The organism is Rhizobium sp. 9140 (assembly GCF_900067135.1).
Classification (GTDB): Bacteria; Pseudomonadota; Alphaproteobacteria; order Rhizobiales; family Rhizobiaceae; genus Ferranicluibacter.
This window is the reverse complement of the sequence record NZ_FJUR01000002.1, coordinates 337,972-353,564: the sequence shown is the minus strand read 5'-3', so window position 1 is coordinate 353,564 and position 15,593 is coordinate 337,972. Positions and strand designations below refer to the sequence as shown.

Here is a 15,593-nt window from a genome sequence, read left to right as displayed (position 1 = left end):
TTTGTGGCTATCGAGAGCGGGGCAACGGCGCTTTTCGCATGTCGGTCAGAAGCGTGACCAGGCCTTGAGCCTGATACGCGGCCAGCGCCTGGCCCTTTTCTTTCGTCGCCTGTGCGGCCTCGCCGACAGCGCCGCCCGGGTTGAGATCACTGGCGATCCAAGCATAGGCGTGGGTGCCTGTCGCGCGCAACAGCGCGTAGTCCTCCTCGTCCTGCGCGACGGTCGAGGCAAAATCTTCGGCCTTTTCCATATCGACGGCCTCCGGCCGGAAGTGGAGGATCAGGGAGGTCTCGGCGTCACCGCCGTGAATGCCGAAGCGGTTCTCGACATCCGAGAAGAGCCCGTCCGGCTTGCCGAAGCGGGACCAGGAGGTTTTTGCAACCAGCATTCCATCGGTCACCCGCAGTTCGCGCGCGGCGATGCCCATGACCTCTTCGTTGCCGCCATGGGAATTGACGATGACCAGCTTGCGGATGCCCGCCCGGGCGACGGATTGCCCAAGCGCGATCCAGTGGTCGATCAGCACGGTCGCCGGAATGGTCAGCGTACCCGGTGCATGCAGGTGTTCGTTCGACTTGCCCACCGACTGGATCGGCAGAATGCGCAGGTCGAGATCGCCGGGCAACAAAGGGATCAGCGTCTTCAGCATGCCCCGCGCGATCGTCGCATCCGTGCCGCAGCCGAGATGTGGCCCGTGCTGCTCCGTTGCCGCGATGGGCAGCAGCGCGATCGTCTCCATCGGGTCGATGTCCTGAAAGTCCGTGGTTGCGAAATCGCCCCACCATGTCTTGCGCTGCCCGCTCATGGTCTCGGTTCCTCTTCTGCCAATGGGGTCTCGACCGCAGCGGCGACGACCTCGATCTCCACCACGAATTCCGGACGTGTGAAGCCGCTGACGATCATCAGGGTCGAGGCGGGGGGATGCTCTGCGAACAGACGGTCGCGCACGCGCATATAGGCCGCCAGGTGTTCGCGGCCGGTCACATAGGCATTGATCCGAACGACATGGGCAAGGCTCATTCCGGCCCCTGCAAGGATCGCCTTTATATTGGCAAAGCAGATCTCTGCCTGCCCCTCGCAGTCTGCCGGTACGATGTCGTCGGCCCCAAGACCCAACTGGCCGGAGCAGAAGACGAGCCGGGCGCCGGGGGTGACATCGACTCCATGGCTGTAGGCCGCCAAAGGTGGCGCGATGCCCGCGACGGGGATGGGACGATGCGCGGGTTTCAACGCGGATGAAGATGTGGAGATTTCCGAAAAAATGCCTTGCAATTGTGCATGCCTCTTTTAGTATCATCGCATTCCGCTGATACAGTACACATTAGAAAGCCGATTACCACATCTTTCATCAGCTCAACTTATTCCGCCGCTCCCGGCCCGAGAAGGACCCTGTCGCCATGCCGAACTTGCCCGTCTCTGCATTCCTTCTTTCCCTGGCCCTTTTGGCCACCACGCCGTCGCTGGCGGCCGATAAGGTGACCTTCGGCACGAACTGGCTCGCCCAGGCCGAGCACGGCGGCTATTATCAGGCCATCGCCGACGGTACCTATGCGAAGTATGGGCTCGACGTGTCCATCCGCCAGGGCGGGCCGCAGGCGGCCAACCGCAATCTTCTGATCGCCGGCCAGATCGATTTCTACATGGGCGGCACACTCGGCTCGTTTGATGCCGTGGCACAGGGTATTCCCCTCGTGACGGTCGCCGCCATCTTCCAGAAGGATCCGCAGGGCATTCTGGCGCATCCCGATGCCGGCATCGAGACCTTCGAGGATCTCGCCAAGGCCAAAACGATCTTCATGGGCAAGGAGGGCTTCACCACCTACTTCACGTGGATGAAGGCCAACTTCAAGGGTTTCTCGGACGAGCAGTTCAAGCCCTACCAGTTCAACCCCGGCCCCTTCCTCGCCGACAAGGCCTCCGCCCAGCAGGGCTACATCACATCGGAACCCTTCGAGATCGAGCGTCAGGCAGGCTTCAAGCCGAAGGTCTTCCTTCTCGCCGACGCCGGCTATGACCCCTATTCCACGACGATCGAGACGCAGACGGCGCTGGTGGAGAAGAACCCGGACCTCGTGCAGCGCTTCGTCGATGCCACGGCCATCGGCTGGTACAATTACATGCATGCCGACAACAAGGCCGCCAATGCCTTGATCAAGACCGACAATCCGGAGATGACCGACGAGCAGCTGGCCTTCTCGCTTGCCAAGATGAAGGAATTCGACGTTCTGGAATCCGGCGACGCCAAGGAGGGCGGCATCGGCTGCATGACGGATGCGCACTACAAGGACTTCTACGACAAGATGGCGGCAATCGACGTCGTGAAGAAGGATCTCGACATCAAGAAATCCTACACGCTGCAGTTCACATGCAAGAAGGTGGGTATGGACCTGAAGAAGTCCTGATCCGATGGAGCAGGCCGTTCCCTCCGGCAATCCGGATGGCGCCGAACCGGCGCCGGTCTCTGCATCGCCCCGCAGCGTGGTGTCGCTTCGCGACGTCACCAAGCGCTTTTCCAACGGCACGCTCGCCCTTTCGCACATGACGATGGACATCCGCAAGGGCGAGTTCGTCAGCCTTCTCGGGCCTTCGGGCTGCGGCAAATCGACGGCACTGCGGATCATCGCGGGGCTCGGCCGTGCCTCGCAGGGGACGGTCGACTGGCCGGCCTCGCGGATCGGCCGGGACGGGCGACCGGATGCCGATATCGGCTTCGTCTTTCAGGAGCCGACCCTGATGCCGTGGAAGCCCGTGTTCGACAATGCCTATCTGCCGCTTCGCCTCAAGGGCATGGGGAAGGGCGAGGTTCGCGACCGGGTGATGGCGGTGCTGGAGACCGTGGGGCTCAAGGATTTCGCCAAGGCCTATCCGAGAGAACTCTCCGGCGGCATGCGCATGCGGGTATCGATCGCGCGCGCTCTTGTGACCGATCCGAAGCTCCTGCTGATGGACGAGCCCTTTGGCGCGCTGGACGAGATCACCCGCCAGAAACTGAACGACGACGTGCTGCGTCTCTGGAGCGAGAAGGATCTGACCGTGGTGTTCGTCACGCATTCCGTCTTCGAAGCGGCCTACCTCTCCAGCCGCATCGCCGTCATGGGCGCGCGCCCCGGCCGCGTCGTCGCGGATATGATGCTGCCGCGCCCCGAAGGTCGCGAGAAGGACGAAAGCTTCCGCGCATCCGAAGCCTATGCCGATCTCTGCCGAACCGTTTCGCAGGCCCTCGGCCATGCCATCGCAACACCTGTCAGCGAGGGCGCCTGACATGGAGGCTGTTGAAAGAGGGGCCGTTCTCGATCCTGCATCGAACGAAGACAAGCCGGGCCTCGGCCGAAGCCGGCTGCTTCAGGTGGCGGTTCCCGCCATCATGCTGGGCCTAACCCTGCTCGTCTGGGAGGTCTATGTCCGCGTCAACGCCGTGCCGCCCTATATCCTGCCAGCACCGAGCCTCGTCGCGCAGACGCTGGTCAAGGACTGGGGCACGCTCTATCCGGCCCTGCTCGTCACGCTGCGCATAACATTTTCAGCGCTCGTCCTCGCGCTGATCGGCGGCACGGTGCTGGCGGTCCTGCTCGTCCAGTCGAAATGGGTGGAACTCGCGCTTTACCCCTATGCCGTCATTCTGCAGGTCACACCGATCGTCGCCATCGCCCCGCTCATCCTCGTCTACGTCTCCTCAACGCAGGCGGCGATCATGATCTGCGCCTTCCTCGTCGCCTTCTTCCCCATCCTCTCCAACATGGTGCAGGGCCTGAAGAGCGTCGATCACAATCTTCTCAATCTTTACGATCTCTACGGCGCCAGCCGCTGGCAGCAGCTTCGTCTTCTGAAGCTGCCGGCCGCGTTGCCCTATTTCATGACCGGGCTGAAGATCGGCGGTGGCCTGTCGCTGATCGCGGCCGTCGTCGCGGAGTTTGCGGCGGGTTCGGCCGGCGCCGGTTCCGGCCTCGCCTTCCGGCTGCTGGAGGCGCAGTACCGCCTCAACATTCCCCGGCTGTTCGCGGCGCTGGTGCTTCTCTCGGCAACCGGTGTCGCCATCTTCGCCCTCACATCGGTCGTCGCCTGGCTGTCGCTGCGCCGCTGGCACGAAAGCGCGATCGCGCGGGAGAATTGACCGTATGACGAATGACACGACATCCACCAAACGTCTGATCCGGAAGGGCCGTATTCCCGGCAAAACAGGGTTTTCCCCGGCCGACATCCGGCTGGTCGATGGCGTGATCGACACCATCGCCGCACCCGGCTCGCTGACGCCGGAAGATGGCGAAACGGTGCTGGACGCCGATGACGGCATCGTCCTGCCGGCCTTCGTCGATCTGCACACCCATCTCGACAAGGGCCACATCACGCCGCGCAGGCCCAATCCGGATGGCTCTTTCATGGGCGCGCTCAACGCGGTCTCCGCCGATCGCGTGGCAAACTGGAACGCTGCGGATGTCGAGGCGCGGATGGAATTCGCCCTGCGCTGTGCTTATGCGCATGGAACGGCGGCCATTCGGACGCATCTCGATTCCGCGCCGCCCCAGCACGAAATTTCCTGGCCGGTCTTTGCCCGCAAGCGTGAAGAGTGGGCGGGGCGGATCGAGCTTCAGGCGACAGCACTTTGCGGCCCGGATCATGCGCTCGACAAGGCGCTGGTCGAGGAGCTGGCCCGCACGGTCAAGACCTATGGCGGATCTCTCGGCGGCGCGATCTCCGTCTTCGACCGGGCAGGGGAAGCCATCGCCAACCTCGTGGATGCCGCCGGCCGCCATGGTCTCGATCTTGATCTGCATATCGACGAGAGCGGCGATACCGCTTCGCGCAGCTTGTCCATCCTTGCCGACCGCGTCATCGAAACCGGGTTTTCCGGTCGCGTGCTGGCCGGCCATTGCTGCTCGCTCGCGATTCTTGCCGGCGAAGACGCGAAGGCGACCATAGCCCGCGTGGCCGAGGCCGGCATCGACATTGTGTCGCTGCCGATGTGCAATCTCTACCTTCAGGACCGTCGGCCCGAGGAGACGCCGCGCTGGCGGGGGGTGACACTGCTGCGCGAACTGAAGGCGGCGGGCGTCGCGGTCTCTCTCGCCTCCGACAACACGCGCGATCCGTTCTACGCCTATGGCGATCTCGACATGCTGGAGGTGCTGCGCGAAAGCGTGCGCATCGGCCATCTGGACCATCCGGAGGACAAGCTTGCCGACTGGTTTTCGGCCGTCGCCGCCGTCCCGGCGAGAACCGCCGGCTTTGCCTATGGCGCGACACTTCTGGCCGGCGCTCCGGCCGATCTCGTCGTCACGCGGGCGCGCACACCCGGCGAACTCTTCTCGCGGCCCCAGTCCGATCGCACGGTCATCCGCGCCGGCAAGGTCGTCTCGGCCAAGCTTCCCGACTATCGCGAACTCGACACCCTTCTCGGAGTGACACCATGACGCTCGACGCTTTCCGCAACGATATCGGCTCCATCGCGGTCGAAGACAATCCCAAGCTGGTGCAGAAGAAGAGCCGCGATTTCTACTGGTATTCGCCGGTGCTCAAGCGCCAGCTGGATCATGTCACGGCCGATCTCATCGTCAGTCCGAAGTCTGAAGGCGAGGTGGTCGAGGTTCTCGCGGCGGCCCACCGGCACGGCATCGCCATCACCCCGCGCGGGGCCGGCACCGGCAATTACGGGCAAGCCATGCCGCTGGCCGGCGGCGTGGTGCTCAATCTTGCCGAGATGAACCGCATCATCGAAACGAGCCCGGTGCATGTGAAGGCGGAAACCGGCGTCATTCTCGAAAAGATCGACCAGCAGACGCGGGCGGCGCATGGCAGCGAAATCCGGTTCTTCCCGTCCACCTATCGCACCGCGACGGTCGGCGGCTTCGTTGCCGGCGGGTCGGGCGGCGTCGGGTCGATCCGCTGGGGCGGCCTGCGAGCGCTCGGCAACATTCTCGGCCTCACCGTCGTCACCTGCGAGGCGGTGCCGCGGGTGCTGAAGATCGAGGGCGCCGATATCCTCAAGGTCGCGCATGCCTACGGCACCAACGGCATCATCACCGATGTCACCTTGCCGCTGACCGCCGCCTATGACTGGATCGACAGTCTTGTCGCCTTTCCCGACGTGATGGCAGCAACGCGTTTTGCCGAGGCGCTGGCGCGACAGGATGGTATCCTCACCAAGGAGATCGCGGTGGTCGCCGCCCCCGTGGCACATGACTACTTTCCGCACTACCGCCGTTTCTTCGCACGCGAAGCCTCGCTCGTCGTCGTCATCGCGGCGCCGCACGCCATGGATGCGCTCTCCCTTCTCGCGGCGCATCATAAGGGCGATCTCGTCTTCCGGTCCGACACCGTGCCGCCGGAGGAGAAGCGCCAGTTTCCGCCGGTCTACGAACTCTGCTGGAACCATACGACGATGCGCGGTCTGAAGGTTGATCCGTCGATCACCTATCTCCAGACGCAATATCCGGATTTCGAGCATGTCCGCCGCATTCACGAGCTGCTCGGCGACGAGATGCCGCTCCATCTGGAAATGATCCGCTTCGACGGCCGCATCGTCTTCTCCGGGCTCCCGATCGTTCGCTATACCAGCGAGGAGCGATTGGAGGAGATCATCGCCATCCACGAGAACAATGGCTGCCTCGTCTTCAATCCGCACCGCTACACACTGGAGGAGGGCGGCATGAAGCAGACGGATGCGGGGCAACTCGCCTTCAAGGGCGAGGCCGATCCGAAGGGTCTGCTGAACCCCGGCAAGATGGTCGCCTGGGAAAATCCGGATTACGACTTCAATCAGAAGCGCAGCTGGGTTTTTGCCGGGCTGCAAAGCATGGATGCGGCGTGAGCCATGGCGCGGATCCTTCTCATCCATGCCCATCCGGTGGAAACCAGCTACAGCGCGCAATTGCGGGATGTCGCCCGGCAGGCGCTGGAGGCGCGGGGGCATGAGGTCGATCTGCTCTCGCTCTACGATGACGGTTTCGATGCCGTTCTCTCGCGCGAGGAGCGCCTGAACTATCACGACGAGGCGATCAATATCACGCCCGGCATCGCGCCCTATGTCGCGCGCATCCGGGCGGCGGATGCGGTGGTGCTCGTACATCCCGTCTGGAATTTCGGCCTGCCGGCGATCCTGAAAGGCTTCTTCGACCGCGTGTTCGTTCCCGGCGTGGCGTTCACCATGTCGGCCGGCGACAAGGGCAAGCTCGTCCGCATCCTTCACAACGTCAAATCGGTCGCCGTCATCACCACCTATGGCGGTCCGCGCTTTCGCGCCATGCTCGTCGGCGATCCGCCGCGCAAGGTGGCGCGCCGGGTGCTTTGGGCGATCTTTCGCCCGAAAAGACCGGTGCGCTATCTCGCGCTCTATAATATGAACGGCAACGGCCCAGCCGAGCTTGAGGCGTTCAAGGCCAAGGTGGCAAAGGCGATGGCGTCGTTCCACGCTGTTTAAGGTGGGGGCAGCGTCGTGCGGGTGAAGGAGAGAGCTTGGCAGGCGGCATCAAGACGGCGACAGATGCGATGGAGGCCGGCGAGCGAACCCGCGGCGAACTCGACATCCGCCAGCTTCGCGTGCTGAAGACATTGCTGTCGGAGAGCAGCGTCTCACGCACGGCGGCGATCCATGGCCTGAGCCAGCCGGCGGTCAGCCTGACCTTGCGGCGCTTCCGGGCGATGACCGGCGATCCGCTTCTGGTGCGCAGCGGCACGGGCCTTTCGCCGACGCCGCGGGCGCAGGATCTCGTCACGCTCGTCGATCGCATTCTGGATGACATCGACCATCTCGCCGGGCGCGAGGCCGACTTCGACCCGGCGACATCCCAGAGGCGGGTGCGGATCGTCGCGGCGACGAGTTTCGGCCCGTTTCTCGTTCCCCGGCTCATCCGCCACCTGCGGCAGGTCGCGCCGCATATGATGCTGGAAATGCTGCCCATGCCGAGCATGGCGGCGCTTCAGCAATTGCTGGAGGCCGGCGAGGTCGATCTGGTGCTCGCCCACCGCCAGCCCGCTTCGCGCAATCTGCGGGGAGAGACCGTCACCGAGTGCCGCACCGTCTGCATGCTGGACCGGAATCACCCGTTCGCCGGCGCCCCCGCGATCACCATGGACGATTACCTCGACCTCGAACACCTGTCGCCGAACCCGCCGCACGGCGCGTCCGTCAGCCCCATCGACGGCCACCTCGCGGAACTCGGCCTGCAACGGCGCATTCGCGCCAGCCTCTCGGAATATGCGCTCGTCCCCATGGTGCTGGCCGGCAGCGATCTCGTCTTCACGACGTCGAAGCCGTTCGCGGATCATTTCGCCGCGCTGTCGGATATCGCCGTGGTCGATGCGCCCGAGGAATTCGGCGCCATGCCCGTCTTCCTGTTCTGGCATGAGCGCTCGCATCATTCGACGTTCAACGCCTGGCTCCGCCGCCTCGTGCGTGACATGCTCGTGTAGGGGAATATGGGCTCATCTGTAAGAGCAAGGCGCGTGTCCGGCGGCGAGACGAGGCGCGCCTTAGTATCCGGCTCCCCGGGTCGAGTGCCATGCGAGGGGATTCAGCGTCTTGAAGGCATCGGCAATAGTTGGCATGCGGTGCTTACCCTGAAACTTCCCCACGTTCGGCAACCGCCTGCGTAGCGGCCTTCCGGATGGCAAGCCATCGCGTGTGTTCCAGCGTGGCATCCGCCAGCGCCCTGTGCGCGGGTTGCGCCGGCTCGGTCCTCTCGATCATGCCCTTCACGAAATCGGCGATCTCGCGGCGGGTGAACATGCCATCCATGATCGTTCTCGCATGCTCCAGAAAGACATCGTCGGATTTCCCGAGCCTCAGCGCATGGCGCGGCAGGCCGCCTGTGCGCAGCAGCACGCTCAGCCATTTCCCATCCCAGGAAGGGGCGCTGGCGTAGAGTGCATGGCCCTCCAGCGTTTCCAGCATATCCCGCGCGACGTCCGCGACGGGCGTGCCTTCCAAGTGGAGACGGCGCCGGGAGAGGCCGTGAATGCGCTCGCTCTTCATCGACCAGTCCGTCCAATCCGGCGTCGGGCGGATCAGGTGAGCGCGCGACGTTCCATCCTCGAAAACCCAGGCAACCTCGACCGGATAGCTCTTCTTGCCGAGGGAGGACGCTTCGAAATCGAGAAACACGAGCATGGCATTTGTCCAGAATGGTGTGCGGCATAAAGCGCGAGACGCTGACCACCGCGACGTCCGTCTCTTCAAGGCATCTGCCGGCCTGTTCCGATCTAGCTGGATCGGACCGCCTGCGTAAAGGGACCAGGGAGTGCGCATTCCGTCGAATCTCCGCTCTGCGACATCATGTGAAATGCTCATTGACTCATTATACCAGTTACCGTTAGATGACCCGACAAAACGGGATCAAGACACATGACATCGATCGCACTTTTCGGCGCAGGCGGAAAAATGGGTACGCGGCTCGCGCGCAACCTCATCGGCTCGCGCTTTGACATCCGCCCTGTGGAGGTAAGCGACGCTGGACGCGCACGGCTGCAGGCTGATCTGGGCCTGACGTGCTTATCCGTAGACGAGGCGCTCGATGGCGCCGAAGTCGTGGTTCTCGCCGTACCGGATACGGCCATCGGCAAAGTCGCTTCCGGCATCATCGACAAGCTCGCACCGGGCACCATGGTCGTCGTTCTCGACGCGGCTGCCCCCTTTGCCGGTCATCTGCCGGAACGCGCCGACATCACCTATTTCGTCACGCATCCCTGCCATCCCCCTATTTTCAATGACGAAACAGAGATGGCGGCGAAGAAGGATCATTTTGGCGGGATTGCCGCCAAACAGCACATCGTCTCCGCCCTGATGCAGGGGCCGGAAGAGCATTACGCCCTCGGCGAAGAGGTCGCGAAGACCATCTGGGCGCCGGTGATGCGCTCGCACCGGGTGACGGTCGAGCAGATGGCGATCCTGGAGCCAGGTCTTTCGGAGACGGTCTGCGCCTCGCTGCTGGTCGTCATGAGCCAGGCGCTGGACGAGTGCGTGAAGCGCGGCGTACCGGAACAGGCGGCGCGCGACTTCCTGCTCGGCCATATGAACGTGCTCGGCGCGGTTATCTTCAAGGAAGTCGATGGCGTGTTTTCGGATGCCTGCAACAAGGCCATCGAGTTCGGCATCCCCGCGCTGATGCGCGACGACTGGAAGAAGGTCTTCGAGCCACAGGAAATCGCCGAAAGCATTCGGCGCATCACCTGATGACGAGATCGGCGGTTCCGCTCGCGAGCGGGCTCGTCGGATGAGACAACACGGACCCGCAGGGAGGCGGGTTCTTCGAACAGATACCACCGGGAGGAACCACATGAAACTTTCACGCAGACTGACCCTTGCCGCCTTTGCCGGCGTTCTCGCACTCGGCACGGCCATGCCGTCCTACGCGGCCGATCTCATCGCCATCATCACGCCGAGCCACGACAACCCGTTCTTCAAGGCCGAAGCCGTTGGCGCCGAAGCCAAGGCCAAGGAGCTTGGCTATGAAACGCTCGTCCTCGTCCATGACGACGATGCCAACAAGCAGTCGCAGCTGATCGACACCGCCATCGGCCGCGGCGCCAAAGCCATCATTCTCGACAATGCCGGCTCCGAAGCCTCGATCGCCGCCGTGCAGAAGGCCAAGGACGCGAAGATCCCGTCCTTCCTCATCGACCGCGAAATCAACGCGACGGGCGTCGCCGTCTCCCAGATCGTGTCCAACAACTATCAGGGCGCCCAGCTCGGCGCCGAAGAGTTCGTCAAGCTGATGGGCGAAAAGGGCAATTACGTCGAGCTGCTCGGCCGCGAGGCGGATCTCAATGCCGGCATCCGCTCCAAGGGCTATCACGATATCATCGACGAATATCCCGACCTGAAGATGGTGGCGCAACAGTCCGCCAACTGGAGCCAGACGGAAGGCTATTCCAAGATGGAAACCATCCTTCAGGCCAATCCGGACATCAAGGGCGTGATCGCCGGCAACGACACGATGGCGATGGGCGCAATCGCTGCGTTGCAGGCCGCCGGTCGCAAGGACGTGATCGTCGTCGGTTTCGACGGCTCCAACGATGTTCGCGACAGCATCAAGGCGGGCGGCATCAAGGCGACCGTGATGCAGCCGGCTTACGCGCAGGCCCAGATGGCCGTCGAGCAGGCCGATGCCTACATCAAGACGGGCAAGGCGCCGGCCGAGGAAAAACAGCTGATGGACTGCGTGCTGATCAACGCCGACAATGCCGACAAGCTCGAGACCTTCGCGCTCAAGGATTAATCTCGATCTTACGAGGCGGGCGGCTCGTCCACACGCGCCGCCCGCGCCTTTTCCCATCCGGAGTTGACGGAATGCCGCGTTTCACCGCCGCTGCCGCGCTTTGCCTCGTCTCGGCCACGTTCATGGTCCTGCCCGGCTGCAAGATCATCAAGACGCCGACGGCCGAGGAGGCCGCCGAGGCCGCAAGCGGTGGCTTCAATCCCGAGCGTCAGGCGACAGAGCTGTGGGCGCCGAAGGTGGTGCCGTATCTGACCTCGAAGGCGGGTCCCTATGCCGAGGTCGCAGCATCGATCGCATCCGATCCCGATGCGGCGGCCGCGAAATACGGCCACAAGGAAAAGGAGGGCAACGCCCCCTGGACCTATGCCGCCAAGGTCTCCGGCACGGTGATCGCGGCCGAGACCACGTCGCGCGCCGGCTATCTCGACACGGATATCGACGGCGACGGCAAAGCGGATGTTCGGGTCCAGATCGGGCCGGTCATCAAGGGTACGGCGATCCGCGACAGCCTCGATTTCGTGAGCTTCAACCAGTTCAAGAACCAGATCCAGTGGGCCGAATTCGGCAAGGCCTTCAATGCCCATCTGAATGCTCAGGTGTTGCAGGCACTGCCGCGCGAAGGGCTTGATGGCAGGAGGATCGAGGCGGTTGGCGCTTTTCCCGTGCCGGCGAAAGGCCAATTGCCGCTGCTGACGCCCGTCGCCCTGACGCTGGAACCATGACGATGGTTTCCGATACGAGCAGCGCGGTCGAGGACGATATCATCCTTCAGCTGGAGGACGTGACGAAGGTCTATTCGGGCATCGTCGCGGTCCGGAATGCCAATCTCTCGCTGCGCCGGGGCGCGGTAAACGTGCTCGTCGGCGAGAACGGCGCCGGGAAATCGACGCTGATGCGGATGATCGCAGGCGTCGAGCGTCCGTCGCTCGGGCGCATCCTGCTCGACGGCAAACCGGTCGAATTCCACTCGCCGGCCGATGCGCAGAAACACGGTATCGGCATGGTGTTCCAGGAGCTGAACCTCTTCGGCAACCTGTCCGTCGCCGAGAACATCTTTGCGACCCGCGAGATCGTTCGCGGCTTCGCCGGCATCGATCACAAGGCGCAGATCGAGAAAGCCAATATCTTCCTCGACCGGCTGGATGCGGGCATCAGCGCGGAGACGATGGTGGAGGACCTGCCGATCGGCCAGCAGCAGCTGGTGGAGATCGCCAGGGCGCTTTCGCTCGACACGCGCATTCTCATCCTGGACGAGCCGACCTCGGCGCTCTCTGCCGCCGAAGTCGATATCCTGTTCAAGGTGATCGCCGAGCTGAAGGCACAAGGGGTCGCGATCGTCTATATCTCGCACCGGCTGGAAGAGCTGATGCGTATCGGCGACCACATCACCGTGCTCCGGGACGGGCAGATTACCGGTCAGGCAGAAATCAAGGACATCGACACCCGCTGGATCGTCCGCTCGATGATCGGCTCGGATGCCAAGGATTTCGCGAAATCGGTCGATCACACACTGGGTCGCGAAGCCTTCCGCGCCGAGGATATCTCGCTTGCACGGCGGACGGGAGGCCTTGCGGTCGATCATCTCTCGATCTCGGTCAGGGCCGGCGAGGTGCTGGGGATTTACGGCCTGATGGGCGCCGGGCGCAGCGAGTTCTTCGAATGCGTCATGGGGCAGCATCCGCATGCGACGGGCCGTATCTTCGTCGATGGCGAGGAGATCGCCGCGCGCGATACGCCGACGCGCATCAAGCGCGGGCTGGCGCTGATCCCGGAAGACCGGCAGCGCGAGGGCCTGGTGCAGGTGCTGTCGATCGCCGCGAACCTGACGCTCGCCAGTCTCGACCGCTTCGTTCGTTTCGGGTTCCACATCGCGGGAGAGCGGGAGCGCTCCGCCATCGCGTCCGCCATTAAGGATCTTGCCATCAAGGCGCCGAACCCGGATTTCGATGTGACCTCCATGTCCGGCGGCAACCAGCAGAAGGTGGTCATCGGCAAGGCGCTGATGACGAAGCCGAAGGTTCTGCTGATGGACGAGCCGAGCCGCGGCATCGATGTCGGCGCGAAGGCCGACGTCTTCCGCACCATGCGCCGGCTGGCGGGCGAGGGGCTCGCCATCCTGTTCTCCACCTCGGATCTCGAAGAGGTGATGGCGCTCTCCGACCGGATCGCCGTGATGAGCAATGGCCGCATCACCACCATTCTCGACCGGGCGGAGGCAAGCGAGGAAGCGATCGTGCGCGCGGCATCGATCGGCCATAAATCGACACAGACAAGCGGGGATATCGCGCCATGACGACGGCCACCACGACCACACCGGCAGCCGCGGCGGACAGCGGCTCGCTTCTGTTGACGCTGATGAAGCTGCGCACATTCATCGCGCTTTTCGCCGTCATCGCCTTCTTCTCGGCCTTCGCGCCGAACTTCCTTTCGACGGCCAACATCATCCTGATGTCGAAGCATGTGGCGCTGAACGCGTTCCTCGCCATGGGCATGACCTTCGTCATCATCACCGGCGGCATCGACCTTTCGGTCGGCTCCATCGTCGGCCTCTGCGGCATGGTGGCCGGCGGGCTGATCATTAACGGCATCGATCTGCAAATCGGCTACACGATCTATTTCAATATCGTCGAGGTCTGCCTGATCACGCTTTCCGTCGGCATCCTGATCGGCGCGGTCAACGGATTGCTGATCACCCGGCTGAACGTCGCGCCGTTCATCGCCACGCTCGGCACGCTCTATGTGGCCCGTGGCCTCGCGCTGCTCTCGTCGGACGGGCAGACCTTTCCGAACCTTATCGGCAAGCCGGAGCTGGCCACCACGGGGTTCGGCTTTCTGGGCTCGGGCCGTATCATCGGCCTGCCGGTGTCGATCTGGATCCTGATCGTCGTCGCGCTGGCCGCGGCCTATTTCGCGCGCTACGTGCCGCTGGGTCGCCAGATCTTCGCCGTCGGCGGCAATGAGCGGGCGGCGCGCATGTCGGGCATCCGGGTCAACCGGGTGAAGATGTTCGTCTATATGTTCTCCGGCTTCTGCGCCGCCATCGTCGGTATCGTCATCTCCTCCGAACTCATGGCCGCCCATCCGGCCACGGGCAATTCGTTCGAACTCAACGCCATCGCCGCAGCGGTCCTTGGCGGCACCTCCATGTCCGGCGGGCGGGGTACGATCGGCGGAACGATCATCGGCGCCTTCGTCATCGGCATCCTGTCGGACGGGTTGGTGATGATGGGCGTCTCCTCCTTCTGGCAGATGGTCATCAAGGGCATCGTCATCATCGTCGCCGTGGTGGTGGATCAGGCCCAACGCCGGTTGCAGCAGCAGGTCGCCCTGATGCAACTCGCCAGGAAGGGCTGATCGTCATCCTCTCGGACGTGGCTCAGGCGGGCGAGCCCTTGCGGCGGGCGCCATGCCCGCGTCGCTCCCAGAAGACGAGCACGATGCTGGACGCAACGATCAGGAGGGCGCCGATGAAGACGTTCATGGCCGGCACCTCGGCCCAGATCAGGTAGCCGTAGATGAAGGCCCACATCAGGCCGGTATATTCGATCGGCGCGATGGCGGAAGCGGGCGCATAGCGGAACCCGTCATAGAGCAGGTACTGCCCGATGGTGGAGATGAGGCCGAGCGCCAGCAGCAGGCCCCAGCCCGTCGCATCCGGCGTCGTCCACACCCAGGGCAGCGCCAGCGCGCAGGCAAGGCCGAACAGAAGGCTTGTCGCATACATCTGGGTCAGCGTGGATTCGCTGCGGCTGACGAGACGCACGAGGATCGTGCTCCAGGCCCAGCAGAAACCTGCAACGACGCACATGGCGGCCGGCAGGAGGTTCGGTGACTGCGTGGGATTGGCGGCTACGACCACGCCGATGAACCCCCCGATACAGGCGGCCCAGCGTCCCATGCCGATCGTTTCCTTCAGCACGAGGATCGACAGGAACATGACCATGATCGGCGCCGAGAAATAGAGCGTCGTCAGTTCCGCAAGGCCGAGCGTGCGGGCCGCATTGTAAAACAGCAGCCAGGCGACCAGCATCAGCGCCGCGCGCAGCACCAGTGTCTTCCGGTAGGGGCTCTGCCAGGCGGAGGGGTGCTTGCGAACGCGAACGAGCATGCCCGTGATGGCGACGATCACGAGGCTGCGGAAGAACAGGATCTGCGGCACGGCATAGTCCGCCACCAGCCATTTGACGATCGCATCCTGCAAGGCGAAGCAGGCATAGCCCGCCGTGGCCAGCGCGATCCCCGTCAGCGCTCCCTTATCCTTGACGTCCGAAACCATGTGGCCCTCCCGCCGCGTTTCCCCCAGCCCGACCATGGAGGGGACACGCCATCGACTGTGCCGCAATGGCAGGAACCGGCCTGCGCCGCAACGTCAAATTCTCTCGC

General features: G+C 63.7%; 16 protein-coding genes. 12 read left to right on the top strand and 4 right to left on the bottom strand.

What is annotated here, in order from left to right; translation table 11 throughout:
- Positions 1–7: 7 nt before the first annotated feature.
- Together GA0004734_RS18975 and GA0004734_RS18970 are read right to left on the bottom strand one after the other, a co-directional pair.
- A complete protein-coding gene (locus GA0004734_RS18975; RefSeq protein WP_092936942.1) occupies positions 8–805 on the bottom strand; it encodes a creatininase family protein in 798 nt (265 codons plus the stop codon).
- Entirely contained in the window at positions 802–1,209 is a 408-nt protein-coding gene (locus tag GA0004734_RS18970) for a RidA family protein (protein WP_092938174.1), read from the bottom strand. The genes GA0004734_RS18975 and GA0004734_RS18970 overlap by 4 nt, the downstream gene beginning before the upstream one ends.
- Before the next feature lie 188 nt (positions 1,210–1,397).
- Between GA0004734_RS18970 and GA0004734_RS18965 the strand changes: the two genes are divergently transcribed.
- The 7 genes from GA0004734_RS18965 to GA0004734_RS18935 are packed head-to-tail and all read left to right on the top strand — an operon-like array spanning position 1,398 to position 8,406.
- Positions 1,398–2,402, top strand: coding sequence for an ABC transporter substrate-binding protein (locus GA0004734_RS18965; RefSeq protein WP_092936940.1), 1,005 nt, complete (start codon positions 1,398–1,400; stop codon positions 2,400–2,402).
- Between the two features lie 4 nt (positions 2,403–2,406).
- Complete coding sequence (locus GA0004734_RS18960) at positions 2,407–3,261, top strand: ABC transporter ATP-binding protein (RefSeq protein ID WP_092936938.1); 855 nt, start codon at positions 2,407–2,409, stop codon at positions 3,259–3,261.
- Position 3,262: 1 nt separating this feature from the next.
- Complete coding sequence (locus GA0004734_RS18955; protein WP_092936936.1) at positions 3,263–4,111, top strand: ABC transporter permease; 849 nt, start codon at positions 3,263–3,265, stop codon at positions 4,109–4,111.
- 4 nt (positions 4,112–4,115) lie between these two features.
- Positions 4,116–5,408 (top strand): cytosine deaminase, encoded by a 1,293-nt coding sequence (locus GA0004734_RS18950; RefSeq protein WP_092936934.1) that lies wholly within the window; start codon positions 4,116–4,118, stop codon positions 5,406–5,408.
- The gene (locus GA0004734_RS18945) at positions 5,405–6,805 is read left to right on the top strand and encodes an FAD-binding oxidoreductase (protein WP_092936932.1); all 1,401 of its coding nucleotides are present in this window, start codon (positions 5,405–5,407) and stop codon (positions 6,803–6,805) included. The genes GA0004734_RS18950 and GA0004734_RS18945 overlap by 4 nt, the downstream gene beginning before the upstream one ends.
- Positions 6,806–6,808: 3 nt before the next feature.
- Positions 6,809–7,414 (top strand): NAD(P)H-dependent oxidoreductase, encoded by a 606-nt coding sequence (locus tag GA0004734_RS18940; RefSeq protein ID WP_092936930.1) that lies wholly within the window; start codon positions 6,809–6,811, stop codon positions 7,412–7,414.
- 35 nt (positions 7,415–7,449) lie between these two features.
- Positions 7,450–8,406 (top strand): LysR family transcriptional regulator, encoded by a 957-nt coding sequence (locus GA0004734_RS18935; RefSeq protein ID WP_092936928.1) that lies wholly within the window; start codon positions 7,450–7,452, stop codon positions 8,404–8,406.
- 142 nt (positions 8,407–8,548) lie between these two features.
- Here GA0004734_RS18935 and GA0004734_RS18930 read toward each other — a convergent pair whose 3' ends face one another.
- Positions 8,549–9,103: a 3'-5' exonuclease gene (locus GA0004734_RS18930; protein ID WP_092936926.1), complete on the bottom strand. Its 555-nt coding sequence runs from the start codon at positions 9,101–9,103 to the stop codon at positions 8,549–8,551.
- Positions 9,104–9,337: 234 nt separating this feature from the next.
- On the opposite strand from GA0004734_RS18930, the gene GA0004734_RS18925 reads away from it, so the two are divergent.
- The 5 genes from GA0004734_RS18925 (at position 9,338) to GA0004734_RS18905 (ending at position 14,564) form a co-directional block, all read left to right on the top strand.
- Positions 9,338–10,165, top strand: coding sequence for a phosphogluconate dehydrogenase C-terminal domain-containing protein (locus GA0004734_RS18925; protein ID WP_092936924.1), 828 nt, complete (start codon positions 9,338–9,340; stop codon positions 10,163–10,165).
- 103 nt (positions 10,166–10,268) lie between these two features.
- A complete protein-coding gene (locus GA0004734_RS18920; RefSeq protein ID WP_092936922.1) occupies positions 10,269–11,210 on the top strand; it encodes a D-ribose ABC transporter substrate-binding protein in 942 nt (313 codons plus the stop codon).
- A gap of 71 nt (positions 11,211–11,281) precedes the next feature.
- Positions 11,282–11,932 (top strand): DUF2291 family protein, encoded by a 651-nt coding sequence (locus GA0004734_RS18915; RefSeq protein ID WP_092936919.1) that lies wholly within the window; start codon positions 11,282–11,284, stop codon positions 11,930–11,932.
- 2 nt (positions 11,933–11,934) lie between these two features.
- The gene (locus GA0004734_RS18910) at positions 11,935–13,503 is read left to right on the top strand and encodes a sugar ABC transporter ATP-binding protein (protein ID WP_092936917.1); all 1,569 of its coding nucleotides are present in this window, start codon (positions 11,935–11,937) and stop codon (positions 13,501–13,503) included.
- Positions 13,500–14,564 carry an ABC transporter permease gene (locus tag GA0004734_RS18905; protein ID WP_092936915.1) on the top strand — a complete coding sequence of 355 codons (1,065 nt, stop codon included), beginning with the start codon at positions 13,500–13,502 and terminating at the stop codon, positions 14,562–14,564. Before GA0004734_RS18910 ends, GA0004734_RS18905 begins: the two co-directional genes overlap by 4 nt.
- A gap of 22 nt (positions 14,565–14,586) precedes the next feature.
- Here GA0004734_RS18905 and GA0004734_RS18900 read toward each other — a convergent pair whose 3' ends face one another.
- Entirely contained in the window at positions 14,587–15,486 is a 900-nt protein-coding gene (locus GA0004734_RS18900) for a DMT family transporter (protein ID WP_092936913.1), read from the bottom strand.
- Positions 15,487–15,593 lie beyond the last annotated feature (107 nt).

Coding starts and splice junctions, on each gene's coding strand:
- GA0004734_RS18955 (WP_092936936.1), top strand. CDS start 3,263: ATGGAGGCTGTTGAAAGAGGGGCCGTTCTCGATCCTGCATCGAACGAA.
- GA0004734_RS18915 (WP_092936919.1), top strand. CDS start 11,282: ATGCCGCGTTTCACCGCCGCTGCCGCGCTTTGCCTCGTCTCGGCCACG.
- GA0004734_RS18975 (WP_092936942.1), bottom strand. CDS start 805: ATGAGCGGGCAGCGCAAGACATGGTGGGGCGATTTCGCAACCACGGAC.
- GA0004734_RS18925 (WP_092936924.1), top strand. CDS start 9,338: ATGACATCGATCGCACTTTTCGGCGCAGGCGGAAAAATGGGTACGCGG.
- GA0004734_RS18940 (WP_092936930.1), top strand. CDS start 6,809: ATGGCGCGGATCCTTCTCATCCATGCCCATCCGGTGGAAACCAGCTAC.
- GA0004734_RS18930 (WP_092936926.1), bottom strand. CDS start 9,103: ATGCTCGTGTTTCTCGATTTCGAAGCGTCCTCCCTCGGCAAGAAGAGC.
- GA0004734_RS18910 (WP_092936917.1), top strand. CDS start 11,935: ATGGTTTCCGATACGAGCAGCGCGGTCGAGGACGATATCATCCTTCAG.
- GA0004734_RS18945 (WP_092936932.1), top strand. CDS start 5,405: ATGACGCTCGACGCTTTCCGCAACGATATCGGCTCCATCGCGGTCGAA.
- GA0004734_RS18920 (WP_092936922.1), top strand. CDS start 10,269: ATGAAACTTTCACGCAGACTGACCCTTGCCGCCTTTGCCGGCGTTCTC.
- GA0004734_RS18965 (WP_092936940.1), top strand. CDS start 1,398: ATGCCGAACTTGCCCGTCTCTGCATTCCTTCTTTCCCTGGCCCTTTTG.
- GA0004734_RS18950 (WP_092936934.1), top strand. CDS start 4,116: ATGACGAATGACACGACATCCACCAAACGTCTGATCCGGAAGGGCCGT.
- GA0004734_RS18900 (WP_092936913.1), bottom strand. CDS start 15,486: ATGGTTTCGGACGTCAAGGATAAGGGAGCGCTGACGGGGATCGCGCTG.
- GA0004734_RS18960 (WP_092936938.1), top strand. CDS start 2,407: ATGGAGCAGGCCGTTCCCTCCGGCAATCCGGATGGCGCCGAACCGGCG.
- GA0004734_RS18905 (WP_092936915.1), top strand. CDS start 13,500: ATGACGACGGCCACCACGACCACACCGGCAGCCGCGGCGGACAGCGGC.